The following is a 16,609-nucleotide window of genomic DNA, read 5'->3' on the forward strand; positions in this document are numbered from 1 at the left end:
CTGAGCGGCATACAGAGGAGGCAGGTGACTTCCGCGCCGCCCTCCTTCGGGGCCAACCGCGCAGAGGCTCAAGATCATCCCGAGCCTCCTGGCATATCGCGACGAGCGACTGTGCCGTGCAGCCGGTGACAACCGTCTCGACCCGACGAGTCATCAGCCGGCTCAACCGCTGGGCTCCTCGGGGTGTCCAGACCTGCCCAGACCGGCTGCTATGCGCGCGTCAGCCCCAGCGCCAGCTCTCCTGGGGCGCAGCTGTCCCTGAGCGCGTGTTGCTCCTCGGGCGGCAGTCGCCTGGAGGCGCCCCGGCGGCTGGCGTCGAGCATGGTCCTTGCCGTGGCCAGCCACTCGGGGAGGGGGTCCACGCCGATGAACTCGGCAAGGCGCGACAGCTCCCGGTCCGGGTCGTCCAGCGTCTGCTCGTAGACCAGCGTGGTCCGCATCGACGAGGGCACCTCCTCCAGGTGGGCGATGCCCTCGGTGACCAAGCGGGACCACAGCTGACCGAACGCGGTGAGCTCGATGTCGCGCTGCCACACCAGCGCCGGATCGAACCGCTCGGCGAGCAGGGGAGCCAGGTCGGGCGGCAGTGTCCGGACGTGCTCCTCGGTGAGCTCGAAGAATTCGGTGACACCAGAGCGTTCGAGGATCTCCCGCAGGAGCAGAATCGTCCGGTAGCCGGCGTGCCGGCTCATGGACAGGGCGCAGTCGGGGCCGGAGCGGACCAGGTGAACGAACCGGGCCTCGGGGAAGAGCACCCGGAGACGTGGGATCCACTCCGTCGAGTAGCCCGACCGTTCCACCACCGCTGTGCGGCCGAAACGGTCGCACAGCTCATCGAACAAGGCCCGGTACTGGTCGGCTGGGCGGCGGGACGGCCAGGGCCGGACCGTTCGCGCGAGGTCGTCGAACAGGTCATCCGGCTGGTCCGACAAGTGGGGCAGCACCATGAGCAGGATGGCCGGGATCCCCGCGGTTCCGGCCGAGTACCGCCCGGGTCGCCGGGTGTAGAGGAACTCCGGGAGCGGGATTCCCGAGCGGATCATCTTCTCGAAGACCGGGTTCGGCTCGGCGAGCAGCTGCCAGAATTCCCGCCCCGGCATCGGATCTTCCGGAATCCCTGCGGTCCCCACGGACGCGAGCAACTCGTTGAGGCTGAGCACGTCCGGGTGGACGTTGAGCACACGCGAGAGCGCGGTCGAACCGCTGCGACCTGTTCCGACGACGAACGTCAACGGGCGCACGATCTCCCCTTCCGGCCGAGTGATCGCACGATAGCGGTGCGCGAGCCGGGACGCACCCCTGCAAGGTCATGCCCGATTCCCGCCAGTCGGGAGCAGCCGGTGAGCACCCGCCAGAGCCCGGCCCAGCCCGGCGACCGCGGCGGCCAGGGCGACGCCGTCGAACCGCCGCCGCCGTCCCGGTCGGGACGGACCGCGTGCCAGCGCGGCGCGGCTGACCCGAACGGCTCGACCACCGCGCCGCGCGCCGACGTCCTCGGCGCGCTCGAACAAGGCGATCCGGCAGGGTACCCGGCTCGGGTGTGGTAGCAGGGGCTGCTCCGCAGGCCAGGGTCTGCATCGCCCCCGATCTCCGGGGGCCCGCCACAACCGTGTCGTCGCGGCAAGTGAAGTCGTTCACGGGGTGTCGCGGTGGAGAGCGGCCAAATGGCATGGGTCTGTGCCGGCCCTGGCGTTGGCGGTAGATCTCGTGCAGCCCGAGAAGGAGGCTTCGTGAACCCCGTGTCCTTGCTGGTCCCGCCAGTGGTTCGTCCCGGCAGTTTGAGTTCCTCGGCTCAGCCGACTCTCGTAGCGGGTGACCTGACCTTGCGCCCGTGGGAGTCGAAGGACGTTGCCGTCGTCCGGATGGCTTTTGCCGATATCGCAGTGAGGCAGTGGACCCTGCTTTCAGGGAGTTCGGACGATGACGCGCGTGCGTGGATCAACGGGTGGGCGAATTCCTGGCAGGACGAAACCGCGATCGGTTGGGCCGTGGTACCGCCCAGCGGAGTGCCGGTAGGCCATATTGCTCTGCAAAGCCTCAACCTTCCGCGGGGGACCGGACGTACTACCTGCTGGTTGCTCGAGAGCAGCCGCGGTTTCGGTTGGGGTCATCGTGCTCGGCAAAGGGCGGCCCGTTGGGCCTTTGACGATCTCGGCCTGCATCGCCTGGCTCTTGCGCATTCGACTGCGAACAAGGCGTCGTGTAGGTCAGCATTGAAGGCGGGGTTTGCGGCAGAAGGCGTTCATCGCAGTGCTGCTCTCCACCTTGACGGTTGGCATGACATGCACGAGCACGGGTGTGTACAGGGAGATCTGCCAAACGTAGAGCCTTATCAGCACGGTGACGTAGGTCCTGACTCCTGAAACTTGTTGCAGAAGTCGGGGTGTGGGCAGGTCGGCCCCACTGTTCCGACGGTCCGGGCACCGCGTCCCACCTCACACGGTGTCACCACCTGCCCGCGCGGGCGCCACCGCCTGCGCCCACCGCCCCGGTCGCCGGGGGAGCGGTGCACGGGCCGTAGGCTCGCCGGCATGGGTCGTGACGGGCAGGGGAGTGACAGCGTGGTCCAGGTACCGGTGCCGCCGTTGGACAGTTACGAGTCGGGCCGGCTCTTCCACCGGCTGCTGCAGTTGTTCCTGCGGGACCTGAAGGAGGCCGGGCAGCCGGTTGCCAGCCACCAGTACCTGCTGGGCGCCGTGGTGCAACTGCACGAACCTGCCCGGGCCGAGGGCGGCGGCGCCGAGGCGGGGCAGCCGCTGTGCGCGTGCTGCCGTACGCCCTACCCGTGCCGCACGGTGCTCGGGGTGGCGGTGAGCGCCGAGCTGCCGATCCCCTGGGGCACCCCGGCTGCGGTGGTCCCGGCGCTGCGTGACGTGGGGCTGGAGCCCAGGCCCGGCGGTGCGGTGACGGCCGAACAGGTGCACTGGGTGCGGGGCTGGAACGCGCAGCGGGCGGCGCGGGGGAGTTGGGAGATCGTCATCCCGGTCGACCGGGGTGAGGTGGAGACCGTGGCGGTGCCGGACGACGCGGCGATGGCCCGATACCTGGCCACGGCGGCCCTGGCCCTGGGCAGCCCGTTCCCGTACGGCTGGGTCGAGGACGAGGCCGAGGCGGCGGCGGTGCGCCCGGCGGCGCACGAGCAGGTGGCGCAGTGGCGGGTGCGGGTGCGAGTGCCCTACCTGGACGCGCACCGGGAGTTCGGGGCGGCGGGGGAGGACGCGAGCTGACGGTGTGCCGACTCCTGAGGGCGGTCGCCTGAACGGACGTCGGGGTGGCTGGACGGCCACCACCGGCCTCTTCCCGCGACTCGGCTCCGCCCGGCTTGGGGAGCAGAGCAGCGGCAGGCACTGCTGGAGGACCGCACACGGTTCGCGGTGGTGCCGGAGCCGGCCGATGCGGTGCTCACCGCGCACCTGGCCGGCGGTGCCGAAGGCGCTGCCCCGACCGTGCGAAGCGCGCACCGCGGCCAGCTGCTACAGAGCCTGGCCGAGGCGTTCGGCACGGAGGCCCGGTGCTCGCCCGGCTACACACCACGGGCGAGCGCGCACACGACCCATCGGTCGCCTGAGTACTGCACGCGCAACTGCATGTTCAGCGGCCAAGCGCCGAGACCGTCGCCGGTCAGCAACTGCGCGTTGAGGTCGACCACCTGGCCCTCGGCCGCGACGACCTCGTGCTCTTCTCCGAGAAACACCCCACGGCGTTTTGCACTGCGTAAGGATCTCGCCGTGGTTCAGCCCGAGGTGAGATCGTCCGCCGCGGCTCGACCCGCCTGGGCGGAGCGGGTCAGGAAGTCCGCAATGACCTGCAGTTCGGCGTCCGAGTAACCGTCGCAGATCTGGTCCATCGAAGTGCTCATCCCTGCGTAGAGCCCGTACAGCTCGGAGTTCCTCGTGCGCAGCGCCTGCACGAGGACGGCGCGGCGGTCGGAGGGATCGCGTTCGCGGGCGATCCAGCCGCCACGTTCGAGCCGGGATGCGCTCTTGCGCCGGAACGACAACGGGCTGCGCGAGCCCGAGGACGCCCACCGGCCTGCGAACGAGGACGCCCAGGCCACGGCCGCCGACGGGTCCGCCCGCCGACGTCCTGGTCCTTGTGGGTGCACCCGTCCGGCCCGGGTGCCGCGTGCGCGAATGCGGCCGGCCCCAGCACACCGGCGGCCGGCGCCATCGTGGCCGCCCCACCGATGGTCAACCTGGCCATCCGACGAAGGCGACGCCGCCCACGACGTCGTCCGCTGGCTGTCCGCCGTCGCCGACGAGGAGTACGCTGCCGCACCCGACGCCGTCCGGCCCGCCCCCCGGGTCCGCTGGCCGGGCCGGGCAGCAGGGCCTGGCCGGGCGCGGGTCAGCCGGCCGGCGTGGGCTGTTCCGGGGCGAGGGAGTTGCCGGTCGGGATGTGGCCGCAGTCGGTGGGGGCGGGGCGGCCGGCGAAGCGGTCGTTCAGCCAGGCGAGGGCCTGCGGGGCCCAGACGACGGGGACGCCGAAGTGGCTGAGGGCGTCGTACTGCTGGAACGCGACCGGGCTGGCGCCGGTCGCGCAGTACTGCCGGGCGAGCGCCCGCACGTCCCCGGCGACCATGATGCCGTCGCCCGTGCCGATGCCGGCCGGGTTGCTGAAGGTGCCCTCCAGGACGCCGCCGCCGCCCTGGGCGAGCTGGCCGGGCACGGTCGGTGTCGGGGCCGAGCCGAGGTTGTTCCGGTTGAACGCCGTGACGAAGTCCCCCACCGAGTCGGGGTCGGCGTACTGGGGCTTGGCCATCGCCTGCCAGGTCAGTCCGGGGTAGTGGCCCAGGGCCTCGAACATCGAGGCGTGCTCCAGCTGCTGGTAGACCGAGCGGCCGTAGTCGTTCAGGTAGGGCATGAGGTCGATGCCGAAGGAGCGCGAGACCCCGATCAGCGATGTCGGGATGATCCCGCTCCACACCAGCGAGCCGTTCACGTACCTGAGGTTGTGCGCCGGGTCCACCAGCAGCCCGCCCTCGGTGTAGCCGACCAGTCTGGCGTTCACCTCGGGCGCGTAGCTCGGCGCGAGCGCGGCCGCCCAGGCGGTGGCGACGGCGCCGCCGGAGTAGCCCATCAGCCCGAAGCGGGTGCCGGAGTCCAGGCCGGTCGCCGGGGAGGCGGTCGCGGCCCGGATCGAGTCCAGGGTGGTGGTCCCGTACTCCGGCCCGGCCGCGAAGTCGGCGTTCTGGCCCTCGGTGTCCGGGATCACCACGCTGTAGCCCTGGGTGAGCAGCGGCACCAGGAAGAGCGCTTCGGCGTTCGGGATCACCCCGCCGAGGCTGAGGTCACCGGCCACCGCCCGCGAGGGGCTGTCCGCCGGGTCGAGCGAGTCGTAGAAGGACTGGTAGGAGACGGCCCTGCCGCCGTCCCCGGTCAGGCTGCGCACCACGGTGGTGACGTTGGCGGTCGGGCGGCCCTGGACGTCGGTGGTGCGGTAGAGCAGCTGGATCGCCGTCACCGGGGTGGGCAGCCCCAGCACGTGGTACGGCAGGGTCCGGGTCTTGAGCACGGTGCCCGGCGCGAGCAAGGCCAGCGGCGTGCCGCCGTCGTAGGAGTAGAACGGGTCACTCGCGGCGGCGGGGCTCGCCGTGGAGCGCCCGGCCGCCGCGGCCGGGCCGACCGCGACGGCCGTCGCGGTGGCGGCCAGGACGGCGGTGACGGCGGCGGCGAGCAGCCTGGACGTGCACGTGCGCATGGTTCCCCCGAGGTTCGTGGACTTCTGACGGTCCGTCGCAGGACGCGTGTTACCAACTGGTAGGCGACGTCCCGGAGAACATCATGACAGTGGTCCGACACGCTGTCCCCGGGTCGGGCCACAAAGATTCTCGGGGCGCCTTGTGACCGGTCACAATCCGACATGCCGCACGGCGGCACAAACCGGACGCGGGAGAAGGAGGGCCCGCCACGGGCGCGACGGACGCGTCATCATCTCGGGGGGTGCTCCGGCGTCCCGACCGAACGCCGACCACAGCACGCCGGTGGGGGAGTACCGGTCGGATACTCCGGGGCCGTGTGCGGCCTACCAGCCCACCGCCGGTCCGCGCCCGCTCGCCGTCACCACGGTCCGGTCCGAGGCGTCCGAGGGCGATGTCGGTCGACTCGCCCTCCTGCAGGCGGAGGTCTGGGGAGGCGGGGTCGCGCAGTGGGCCGAGTGGATGGCCAAGTACCGCCGCCTGCTGTGGAAGCGCGGCGTCAGCAACGGTGAAGATCTCCTACTACTTCGAGCACCAGCAGTTCAGCGCCGCGCAGCTGGCGGCCGCCGGCCGGCTGGTCCCTGTGTCCAGCCTCCCCAGCGTGGACGGGAGCGCCTTGCGAAGATCAACGACCGGGTGGAAAGCTCGCAGCATGCCAACTTTCTCCTCCTACGACGGTACCGAACTGGCCTACCACCTCATCGGCGAGGGCGAGCCGCTGATCTGCCTGCCCGGCGGCGCGATGCGCGCCTCGGAGTACCTCGGCGACTTCGGCGGGCTGTCCGCCCACCGGCAGCTGGTCCTGCTCGACCACCGCGGCACCGGCGATTCCCCCGAGCCTGCCGAGGTCGAGAGCTACCGCTGCGACCGTGTCGTCGCGGACGTCGAGGCCCTGCGCGCGCACCTCGGGCTGGAGAAGGTCGACCTGTTCACCCACTCGGCCGGGGCGAACCTCGGCGTCCTCTACATGCAGCGCCACCCCGAGCGTGTCGCGCGCCTTGCGCTGATCACGCCGGGGATGCGGGCCGTCGGGATCAGGATCGACGAGGGCAGCCGCGAGGCCGCGACCTCGCTGCGGAAGGACGAGCCCTGGTACGACGAGGCGATCGGCCCGTTCCGCAGGGACTGGACCGATGAGGGGTCCGACGAGGACGCCGCCCTGGCGGGCCCGTTCTGGTACGGCCGGTGGGACGAGGTCGCGCAGGAGCACCATGCCACGCGCGCCACGCAGCTCAACGGTGACGCCCGCGCGGCGCACTACGCCGAGGGCGCGTTCGACCCCGACGCGACGAAGGCCGCGATCGCGGGGCTCGAGATCCCGGTCCTGATTCTGGTCGGGGAACTCGACTTCAGTCCCAGCCCGGTGCTCGCGACGCAGCTCAGCGAGCTGTTCGCGGACGGTTGGGTGCAACTCGTCGTGCAGCCCGGGGCTGGGCACCACCCCTGGCTGGACGACGCAGCCTGGTTCGGTGACGTTGTCACGCGCTGGCTCGCCGAGAGCTGACCACCCCTCCGGCGGATCCCGGCAGGCCTCCCGCAGTCGGCCCAGCACCGACAGCAGGCCCTCGTCGTGCAGGATGAACCCCCGCACGGCCACCCCCAGCGCCTGCCGCACGTCCTCCGGCGCCCGCACCAGCTGCTCTTGTCCGCGTAGTCGGTGTCCCACCCTGGTGCCCTCCGGCGTCTGCACGGTGGCGCCGGTGGGCATGGTGCCCCGCCTGCCGCCGGTGCTCTTGGCCTTCGCCGGCTGCTTGACAGGCTGCACGCCAGAACCATCTCCCACCTGCCCCCAGGTCCGCAGCCCGTCAGGCGGCCCCGCGCAGCGCCCACTGCCTCCCCGTCGCTTGAGCCTTGGCGGCTCCGCTTGGCGGACACCACCGCGCGCCTTCAGCAGGCGTTCTCAGACGTGGCGTCAGATGAACGTAGTACTTCGTCACCGAGCTGGAGGAGTCCCATGAGAGCGCGAATCGGCTCGCGCGTGCCCGCCGTCCTGGCGGGCCTGGCCGGCCTGGCCCTCGCCGCCACCCCCGCCGTCGCCCGCGACCCGTTCGTCGGCCCGCTGAACACCGTCGACGTGGTGGCGTCGACCGTGCCGGCCAACGGGGACCAGAACCCGTACGGCGTCGCGGTGGTCAAGGACAGCGTGGGCGCCCTGCACCGGGGCAACGTGCTGGTCAGCAACTTCAACAACAACGTCCCGCCCACCGGCCAGCAGGGCACCGGAAAGACCATCGTCCAGGTCAGCCCGGACGGCACGGTCGGCCTGTTCGCGCAGATCGACCCGAACAACCTGCCGGGCCCCTGCCCTGGTGGTGTCGGGCTCACCACGGCGCTGACCATCCTGCCCGGCGGCTGGGTGGTGGTCGGCAGCACCCCGACCTCCGACGGAATGCCGGACACCCTGGGGGCCGGCTGCCTGCTGGTCCTGGACAGCACCGGTACCGTGCGCGAGACCATTGCCGGGCACGGGATCAACGGCCCCTGGGACATGACCTCGGTCAGCTTCGGCGACATGAGCGAACTCTTCGTCACCAACGTGCTGAACGGCACGGTCGCCGGGAACAACAACGAGGTCGACAAGGGCACCGTGCTGCGGATCTCGCTTCGGCGCGACCGGAGCGACAAGGGCGATCCGCCGCGCCTGGTCGACACCACGCAGATCGGATCGGGCTTCGGGGAGAAGACCGACCCGAGCGCCCTGGTGATCGGCCCCACCGGCGTCGGCCTCGGCCGTGGCGACACGCTCTACGTCGCCGACACCCTGGGCAACCGGATCACCGCCATCCCCAACGCCGTGCGACGGGACAGCGATGCCGGCACCGGACGGACCGTCAGCTCGGGCGGCAACCTGAACGGCCCGCTCGGCCTCGCCATCGCGCCGGACGGCGACATCCTGACGGTGAACTCCCTCGACGGCAACCTCGTGGAGACCACCCCCAGGGGCAACCAGGTCGCCGTCCGCGTCCTCGACGCGACCGGCACCCCGCCCGGTGCCGGAGCCCTCTTCGGCCTGGCCGTGAACCTCGACCGCAACGCGGTCTACTTCGTCGACAACGCCACCAACACCCTCAACGTGCTGCACTGACCACTGATCCCGCAGGCAGGGCGGTCCCGGACCACGGCGAGGACGTCACCGGGACCGCCCAGCCAGTACCTCGCCGGTGCGCAGTCGTCACCGACACCTTGATGCGGCGGACGCGCCCGCCCTGCTGGAACCCCTGCCTGGACCGGTGTACGAGGCCTCGGCGGCCGGCGCGAACGTCACCCGATTCATACCGTCCTTCGTGGGCTGACCCGATCAATGGCTTCCGATCCCACCGGAACTCCCCAGGCAGTGCTGCTGACGGACACGCTGATCCGGCGAGGCGTCCAGATCTCCGTCGAGGCCCTCGAGGACGACATCAAGGCCTGGATCGACACCTGGAACCAGGACCCGAGACCGTGCACCTGGACCAAGACCGTCGACGAGATCCTCAAATCCCCTCGCCGACTACCTCACGAAGATCAACCAGCCCGCTCCGACAGCAGAGGAACAGTTGCCCTCGTGATTTGTGGCGCGGCACACTGGCCCCACAGCCACACTGGAACGCTCACCGAGGGTCCACCCGGTGGAGCCAGGCTGAACTTCTCCCGGTGGGGAGGCCGGCCTGCGGCGGCTCGGGTTCCCCCTTCGTAAGCACGCCGGAATCCGCGCGGCGGATCAAGTTCCGCGAGCTGCGGAGGCTGACCGTTGAGGAGAGCGGTGCGGCTACCAGGATGGGTGGGGGTATCCACGCGCCTCACGGGCTGCGCAGGGCGTTGCGCGGCTGTACGGCGTGCCAGTGCGGGGCGATGCCGTGCACGTCACCGGGCTGTCTGTCGCCGGCGTAGGTGTACAGCGGTGAGCCGTTGTAGGCCAGTTGCTGGGTGCCGTCCGGTCGGGTGACCACGGTGAGCGTGCCGGCGATCCCGGTCGGTAGCCGCGGCACGGTGTCGTCCTGGTGGGGCAGCGGGTGCCGCAGCGTGGTGCAGCCGCCCGTGCAGACGAAGACCCCGGGGCGTTCCTGGGCGTCCAGGTACAGCGTGTGGCCGTTGGTGTCGGCCAGTACCCGTCCGAGCGTGTCGGTGTCCACCACCTCCACCGAGAGCGGCGCGGGGGAGGGCGCGGCCGCCGCGCCGACCGGCGCCATCCGCACCGCCGGCCGGTCCGCGCATCCGGTCAGCGCGGTGGCGGCGGCCAGTGCGAGGATGGTGGCTGCTACTGCTCTGTTGCGCATGGCGAGCTCCTCGGCCGGTGGCGGGCCTCTAGTAACTGATCGTAACGTTTCGGACGGTGTGCACGTCGGTCGCGCCGCCGGTGCCCCCGCTGAAGCCGATCAGCAGGTTGGGCGGCAGCGTGACCGGGGTGTCGATCACCTGCTTGCCGTCCACCGCCACCTGCAGGTGCCCGCCGGCGGTGGCGGTGACGTCCACGGTGTGGGTTCCCTGGCGCAGGTTGGGGATCGCGGTGGAGGTGGCGGCGTAGGTGATGGTGTCGCGCACGCCTGTGGTGGCGACGGCGACGAAGTTGTTCGAGGGGTTGTCCGGGTTGTGCCAGGTGTCCAGGAAGACGGCCAGGCCGGGCAGGCCGGACCAGCCGAGCCCGCCGCCGGGGAAGCCGAGCGAGGTGGGGCCGGCCTTGGCGGCGTCCAGCAGCACCAGGGCGGTGCCGTCGGCGCCGCTGCCGCCGCCGATCTGTGAGGTGAAGTGGGCGTGCAGCCGGGCGCCGGAGATCGGGGTGCGGTCGAAGGCGCTGCCGGCCTGGTTGTTGGTGGCCGGGGTGAGCACCAGGTCGGTGCCGTTGAGTTTGGCCGAGCCGTTGAGGGTCCAGGCGGCCGGGCCGGGTGGGGCCAGCGCGTAGCCGGCGGCCGAGACGGCCGCCCCGCGCACGGTGTGGATGTCGGTGATGCTGCCGGTGGCGCCGGTGAAGGCGACCAGTGCGGCCGGCGGCAGGGTGGGCACGGCGGCGCTCAGCACCTGGGCACCGTCCAGGATGACGGTCATCGTGGTCCCGTTGGCCGCGATCGAGACCTGGTGCGGGCCTGAGCGCAGGTTGGGGATGCTGGTGTCGGTCTGGGCGTAGGTCAGCGCGTCCTTGGTGCCCTTGATGGCGATCGAGGTGAAGTTGTTCGACGGGTCGTTGACGTTCTTGTAGGTGTCCAGGGTGACTGCCACGCCTGCCGTCCCGGACCAGCCGAGGCCGCCGCCGCCGAAGCCGAGGGAGCTGGAGGTGGCGGTGGTCGGGTCGAGTAGGGCGAAGGTCTCGCCGTCGGCGCCGGTGCCGCCGCCGATCACGGCGGTGAAGGAGGCGTTCAGGCCGTTGGTCAGCACCGGGGTCGGGAAGACGGCCGAGCCGGTCTGGTAGGGGGTGGCCTGGGTGAGGATCAGGTCGTCGCCGGCCAGTTGGGCGCTGCCGTTCAGATGCCAGCCGCCCGCGCCCGGGGTGGGCAGCACGACGTCGCCGGTCGGCACCGTACCCGTGGCGGTCAGGGCCTCGTTCTGCGGGCCGTTGCCGTCGTCGGAGGTGATCTGGTAGCTGCCGGTGACCGTGCCGGTGGCGGTCGGGGTGACGGTGACGCTCTGGTGGATCACCTGGCCGGGGCCGAGCACCTGCCCTTCACTCAGCGGGTTGGTGGTGGTGAACGGCGCGGCGGGCGGGGCCGCTTTGGTGATGGTGAGCGGGATGTTGCCGGTGTTGCTGACGTCGAAGGTGGCGGTGGCGGAGGTGCCGACCCTCAGCCGGCCGAAGTCGGTGTTGGTCGGGGTGAGGGTGAGCACCGCCTGCCCGGTCACCGCGGTGCCGCTGAGCTGCACGGTCGCGGTGCCGCTGGTGCTGGTGACGGAGAAGGTGCCGGTGTCGTCCTCGGCGGTGGTCGGGGCGTAGGTGATCTGGACGCTGACGGACTGCCGGGGCGGGATCACGGTGCCGTTCGCGGGCAGGCCGGTCACGCCGAACGGTGCGGCGGGTGCCGTGCTGCCGGTGATCGTCTCGGGGGCGGTGCCGGTGTTGGTGAAGGTCGCGCCGAGGGTACGGGTGGTGTTGGTCGGCACGGTGCCGAAGGCCAGTGAGCTCGGGCTCGGGGTGAGTCCGGGCTGGGTGCCGTAGCCGGTCAGTGCGAGTCCGGTGCTGCCGGCGGCGGTGCTGACCGTCAGTTGGCCGACCGCCGGTCCCGGGGTCGTGGGGGAGAAGGTGAGCGGGACGGTGAGCGACTGACCGGCCGTCAGGGTGGTCGGCAGGCTCGGTGGGTTGGCGCCGAACGGCGCGCCGGTGGTGGTTGCGGTGATGGTGACCGTGCGGTTGGCGGTGATCGTCGCACTCGCGCTGCCGGTGGCGCCGACCGCGACGTTGCCGAAGTCCACCGGCTGGCCGGACAGCGCCGCGCCGTTGGGCCGGCCGAAGGCGAGCAGTCTGCCGTCCCGGGTGCCGACGAAGATGCGTCCGCCGTCGGTGGCCGGCACGGCGAACTTCGAGGTGGTGCCGATCGGTACCGAGTAGCGCAGGTGTAGTGCGCCGCCCACCGGCACCGCGTCGTAGGCACGCAGCTGACCGTTGGTACCGCTGCTGCCGTCGGTGTACTCGACCCAGACCAGCGCGGTGGACGGGTCGGAGCCGGTGGAGGTGATCACCGGCGAGCCGGAGGTGTAGCCGAAGGTCTCGTTGCTGGCGGCCGTCGCGGTCAGCGCCGGCTGGCCGGCGCCGGTGGTGCCGTAGGAGAGAGCGCGCAGCGGGCCGCCGCTGCCGAGCGTGTAGACGAACGGGGTGCTGCCGCCGAACGCTGCCGGGTGGCCCCAGACCCCCTCGAACGGGCCACTCGTGCCGAGCACCGCGTCGGTGCCGCCGGCGCCCTGCGAGCGTCCGCCCAGATTGTCCCGGTCCAGCAGGAAGATCCGGCCGTCCTTGCCGACCTGCACCATCAGGTGCGGGTGGGCGGTGGTGCCGAAGGCGGGGGAGGGAAGCGCGACGGGGCCGCCGGAGCCGAAGTCGGTGTCGTTCTGGTCCAGGGTGGGCGCGTTGGTGGGGCTGAAGAAGTCCTGGGCGGAGAGCGAGCCGTCGCTGTTCACGCCCAGGCGCACCACCGACTCCGAGAGGGTGCCCGGCGGCATGGTGCCCGGGCCGGCCGGCGGGGAGACACCGTTGCCGGTGCTGACGAAGATCCGGCCCGCGCCGTCCGAGACCGGTCCGCCGCCGGCCATCCAGATGCCCGCCCGGGCACTGCTTGAGGAGTTCTCGGTGGTCCACAGGGTCAGCGCGCGGGTGCTGGTGTTCACCCCGGCCAGGTAACCGGCGTAGCTGCCCAGGTCGCACTCCGAGCCGAAGCCTGCGTACACCGAGCCGCCGAGCAGCAGCAGGCCCGGGCGCTGGTTGACCGAGAACGGGTCGAACGGGTGCGCCGGGTCGTTCACCGGTGCGCCCTGGATCACCACCGGCCAGCCCGGCTTCTCGGCCCCGCTCGCGGCGTCCAGCGCGTGTAGGTACCAGTGCGGGTGGTTGACGTCCGGCCCGTCGTTGACCTTCGCGGTCAGGTAGACCGTGCCCGTGGCCGGGTCCGCCACCGGAGTCGAGGTGATGCCGAGATTGGGAACCAGGTCGCCGCAGCCGATCGCCGAGGCCGGCCAGGGCGCGCCCAGCGAGCGGGACCAGGTGGTCGCACCGGTGCCGGCGGCGACACCGTAGACGTTGTCGTTCTCGGTGCCGACCACCACCGTGCCGCCGACCACCAGCGGCTGCGCGTACACCTGGCCGTCCACCGAAGTGGCGAACTGCTGGCCGAAATCGGTCGAGGACACCTGGGCGGGCGCCAGGCCTGGCTCGGCGGCGTCCCAGCCGGTGCGCATCGTCTCGGTGGAGATGGTGGTCACGTCGGCCCGGGCCGGCTGGGCTGCCAACTGACTTCCCGTGAGCAGGCCGCCGAGCAGCAGGGTCACGGCCAGCAGCGCGGTGAAGGGGCGACGGAAGCCTGGTGCTCGGATGGCCATGCCTCCGATCGTCAGGTGTGCGCGGCCCAGGACCGTTCAGGACGCGGCGACAGTCACGCGGACGGCCGCAACTCGAACGCGGCCGAACGGAGGTGACTGTGCTCGATCGGTCAGGGTGGGTGTGGGCGGTCAGGGTGGGTGTGGGCGGTCAGGCGGCCACTGGTTCGGCCGTCGCCTGGTGGCTGGATGAGACGCGCCGGCATGAGGGTTTTCCGGTGGCGGTGTTCCCGCACCTGGAGGCCGGCTCGCGGGTTCGTTCACCCGGCACCGGTCAGGGCCATCCTGCATGGTCCGCTCTCAGGAACCGGGTCAGTCGTCACTTTCGGCGGCCGGCGCTGCCTGGGCTGCGGTGTTGGTTGCCGGGGATGCGGGAAGCCGGTTGTCGACTGCGGCGTTCGGTGCCGAGCGGGAGGTGCAGATGCGGGGCGCGGTGTCCTTGAGGCCGAGCAGCCTGAAGTAGTTCTGGCCGAGCGCGATGTCGCGGAAAGCCTCGTCGTCGAGGGCGAGGTTGATCCGGCTGGTGACCTCGAGTTCGTTCTCGTAGACCTGGTAGTCCTTGGTGCGGGCGGCCACGAAGTCCGTTCCGGTGAGCGCCCGGGTCGGGTACCGGTCGAGGAAGGCCGCGTACTTCTCCCGAAGGCCCGGCTTCCTGAAGTACTCGTCCTCCAGGACGCGCCAGCTCAGGTCGACCATCAGGTTCGGGTGGGTGTCGAGGAGCCGCGACAGGATGCGGATGTGGGTGTCGGGATCCAGGTGGGCCAGTTCCTTCGACAGCCCCATGTGGGCCCACACGATCTTGTTGTCCGGGTACTGGTCGAGGATCTCCTCCATCAGGTGGAGGTACTTTGTCGGCTCCGCGTCGTTGCCGAGGTCGGAGTGGAAGGTGATGGGGATGCCGCGTTCCCGGAGCACCTTCATGAACGGCGCCCAGAGCGGGATGTCCTGGCTGGTCGCCGGCTCGGCGAGGTTGGGGAACAGGGCCTGCTTGACGACGTTGACCTCGCCCGCCCAGCGGAACATGTTCGGGAACTCGCGGTCGTACAGCGCGATCCCGTCGGGGATGGTCTCGGGGTGGTGCAGGTCCATGAACGTCATGGACAGGGTGAGGCTGGGGTCCTGGGGTTTGTCCTCGCGGTAGTTCTCCGCGTTGACGAAGTCGTTGCGCATCCGGGGCCGCACCGGGGTGCCGGGGCAGTCGAGGTAGTAGGTGCAGTTGGAGTCCACGGGCAGCACCTGCCCGATGCCGTACACGTTCGCGTAGTGCACGCCGCTCTTCTGCAGGTAGCCGGTGAGTTCCTCGAAAGGGATCGCCCGTCCGCCGAAGGGACGGAAGTGCAGATGGCTGTCGACCACGGACGTGTAGGGCTCTCGCGCGCGATCGAAACACGGCCGGTTCGCGAAAGCCGTCCCCGCCCCCGCCGGGGATGCGGCAACGGTCACCGCGGTGAGCGAAGCGATGGTGGTGCTGATGCACCTGCCGATCCGGGGCTTGCTCCTGATGGTGCCACCTCCATGATGCGGACGGCAGGCGACTGCCGCTCGGCCTTGCCGAACAGACATCCTCTCGCTACGAACCGTCACTCCGTGCGAGCGACTGCGTGTCGACCGGGCCAGTCCACCGGACAGAGCATCCCTCTGCTGAGAGTCGATGCTCGGGGGCTCGGGTGCGGCCCGCCGCTGCGGGGTGCCGGGGCGGCAGGCCGCGCGGGTGGAGTCAGGTGCCCCGGGAGGTGTCGGCGCCCTGGGCCAGGCCCCAGCCTTCGAAGCCCCACCAGGTGTGGGAGCCCGTCGTCAGGAGGTCGAGGGCAGCCCGATCGCGGAGAACACCGTCTCCGGAGTTCCAGGCGTGCGCTCCACCTGTTGGCCGGGTCAGCGTCGCGGAACCTGCTGCTGAAGAACCTGGCGAGCCTCTTTGGGGCCGCCTCCTCGACGGTCTTGGCCAGCGTCTCCAGCGGGCCCAAGCTCGCCGACCGCTACCGCGCCGGAGTCGTCCTGGCCTCCCTGATCCTCCGGCTCCGCGAACCAGCCAGGTGATCATTTGTCAGACAGCCCTTAGCATGGACGTATGCAATCCGGCGCGGGGGAACGTGACGGTACGGACATGTGGGAGGTCGCTCGTCCGAAGCGGCCACTGCAGGTGCCCGGGGTCCGGATGGCCGGCTTTCGGGACCGGGGGATGGTGCCGATCGATCTGAGGGTGATTCCGCAGCCCGCAGTGAGTCTGGCGCTGGAGTTCGGCTCGGGAATGCCGTTCGTGGAACAGGACGGTGGGTGGCAGCTGCGGGGAAGTGTCGTTGCCGGGCTCGGGGCTGGGGGGTCCGGCGCGGTGCGGGTGCGGGGTGGGAGTTACGAAGGTGTGCAAGTGAGGCTGTCACCGCTGGTCGCGCGTGCCGCGCTGGGGGTTTCGCCCGCCGAGTTGGACGGGGCTGTGTTCGGGCTGGAGGAGCTGTGGGGTCGGGAGGCCTCGCAGATCCGGGAGGGGTTGGAGGACGCCTCCACCTGGGAGCAGCGCTTCGCGCTGACGGACGCGCTGCTGGCCCGGCGGATCGTCGAGGGGCCGGCTGTGGACGCCGAGGTGGGGTGGGCGTGGCGGCGGATCGTCGCGAGTCAGGGTGTGGTGAAGGTCGAGGGCCTGGCGACTGAGGTCGGCTGGAGCCGGAAGCGCCTGTGGGCCCGGTTCCAGGCGCAGATCGGTCTTCCGCCCAAGCGCGCCGCGGACCTGGTCCGGTTCGACCACGCCGTGCACCGTCTGACCGCCGGTGAACGCGCCACCCTGGTCGCGGCGGAGTGCGGCTACGCCGACCAGTCCCACCTGAACCGCGACATCGTGGCGCGGACCGGGGCGACCCCGGTGACCGTGGTGGGTGACCCCTGGCTGGAGGTCGACGGCGTGGCCTGGAGCGACTGACGGAACAT

13 protein-coding genes are annotated in these 16,609 nt (G+C 71.2%); 6 read left to right on the plus strand and 7 right to left on the minus strand.

Annotated elements, in window-relative coordinates:
• Window positions 1-209 precede the first annotated feature (209 nt).
• Entirely contained in the window at window positions 210-1,160 is a 951-nt protein-coding gene (locus ACQRUO_RS04855) for a sulfotransferase (protein WP_428314454.1), read from the minus strand.
• A 180-nt stretch (window positions 1,161-1,340) separates the two neighbouring features.
• Between ACQRUO_RS04855 and ACQRUO_RS04860 the strand changes: the two genes are divergently transcribed.
• The 3 genes from ACQRUO_RS04860 to ACQRUO_RS04870 all read left to right on the plus strand — a co-directional run bounded on the left by ACQRUO_RS04860 (window position 1,341) and on the right by ACQRUO_RS04870 (window position 3,227).
• Window positions 1,341-1,547 (plus strand): hypothetical protein, encoded by a 207-nt coding sequence (locus tag ACQRUO_RS04860; RefSeq protein WP_428314455.1) that lies wholly within the window; start codon window positions 1,341-1,343, stop codon window positions 1,545-1,547.
• Window positions 1,548-1,664: 117 nt separating this feature from the next.
• Window positions 1,665-2,363 (plus strand): GNAT family N-acetyltransferase, encoded by a 699-nt coding sequence (locus tag ACQRUO_RS04865; RefSeq protein ID WP_428314498.1) that lies wholly within the window; start codon window positions 1,665-1,667, stop codon window positions 2,361-2,363.
• 168 nt (window positions 2,364-2,531) lie between these two features.
• Window positions 2,532-3,227, plus strand: a complete 696-nt coding sequence (locus ACQRUO_RS04870; RefSeq protein WP_428314456.1) for a hypothetical protein — start codon at window positions 2,532-2,534, stop codon at window positions 3,225-3,227.
• 296 nt (window positions 3,228-3,523) lie between these two features.
• On the opposite strand, the gene ACQRUO_RS04875 is transcribed toward ACQRUO_RS04870, so the two are convergent.
• From ACQRUO_RS04875 to ACQRUO_RS04885, 3 genes are all read right to left on the minus strand, one after another.
• Window positions 3,524-3,694, minus strand: a complete 171-nt coding sequence (locus ACQRUO_RS04875) for a hypothetical protein (RefSeq protein ID WP_428314457.1) — start codon at window positions 3,692-3,694, stop codon at window positions 3,524-3,526.
• A gap of 39 nt (window positions 3,695-3,733) precedes the next feature.
• Window positions 3,734-4,000: a hypothetical protein gene (locus tag ACQRUO_RS04880; protein ID WP_428314458.1), complete on the minus strand. Its 267-nt coding sequence runs from the start codon at window positions 3,998-4,000 to the stop codon at window positions 3,734-3,736.
• A 347-nt stretch (window positions 4,001-4,347) separates the two neighbouring features.
• Window positions 4,348-5,700, minus strand: coding sequence for a lipase family protein (locus ACQRUO_RS04885; protein ID WP_428314459.1), 1,353 nt, complete (start codon window positions 5,698-5,700; stop codon window positions 4,348-4,350).
• Between the two features lie 506 nt (window positions 5,701-6,206).
• On the opposite strand from ACQRUO_RS04885, the gene ACQRUO_RS04890 reads away from it, so the two are divergent.
• Together ACQRUO_RS04890 and ACQRUO_RS04895 are read left to right on the plus strand one after the other, a co-directional pair.
• Window positions 6,207-7,202 carry an alpha/beta fold hydrolase gene (locus ACQRUO_RS04890; RefSeq protein WP_428314460.1) on the plus strand — a complete coding sequence of 332 codons (996 nt, stop codon included), beginning with the start codon at window positions 6,207-6,209 and terminating at the stop codon, window positions 7,200-7,202.
• 450 nt (window positions 7,203-7,652) lie between these two features.
• The gene (locus tag ACQRUO_RS04895; protein WP_428314461.1) at window positions 7,653-8,783 is read left to right on the plus strand and encodes a hypothetical protein; all 1,131 of its coding nucleotides are present in this window, start codon (window positions 7,653-7,655) and stop codon (window positions 8,781-8,783) included.
• Window positions 8,784-9,477: 694 nt separating this feature from the next.
• Here ACQRUO_RS04895 and ACQRUO_RS04900 read toward each other — a convergent pair.
• The 3 genes from ACQRUO_RS04900 to ACQRUO_RS04910 form a co-directional block, all read right to left on the minus strand.
• Window positions 9,478-9,954, minus strand: coding sequence for a COG4315 family predicted lipoprotein (locus ACQRUO_RS04900; RefSeq protein WP_428314462.1), 477 nt, complete (start codon window positions 9,952-9,954; stop codon window positions 9,478-9,480).
• Between the two features lie 28 nt (window positions 9,955-9,982).
• Window positions 9,983-13,693 (minus strand): choice-of-anchor D domain-containing protein, encoded by a 3,711-nt coding sequence (locus ACQRUO_RS04905; protein WP_428314463.1) that lies wholly within the window; start codon window positions 13,691-13,693, stop codon window positions 9,983-9,985.
• Window positions 13,694-14,002: 309 nt separating this feature from the next.
• Entirely contained in the window at window positions 14,003-15,046 is a 1,044-nt protein-coding gene (locus tag ACQRUO_RS04910; protein ID WP_428314464.1) for an amidohydrolase family protein, read from the minus strand.
• A 1,009-nt stretch (window positions 15,047-16,055) separates the two neighbouring features.
• Here ACQRUO_RS04910 and ACQRUO_RS04915 point away from each other — a divergent pair.
• Window positions 16,056-16,601, plus strand: a complete 546-nt coding sequence (locus ACQRUO_RS04915) for a helix-turn-helix domain-containing protein (RefSeq protein ID WP_428314465.1) — start codon at window positions 16,056-16,058, stop codon at window positions 16,599-16,601.
• The last annotated feature ends 8 nt before the right edge of the window (window positions 16,602-16,609 follow it).

It is taken from the genome of Kitasatospora sp. LaBMicrA B282, assembly GCF_050325825.1.
Lineage (GTDB): Bacteria > Actinomycetota > Actinomycetes > Streptomycetales > Streptomycetaceae > Kitasatospora.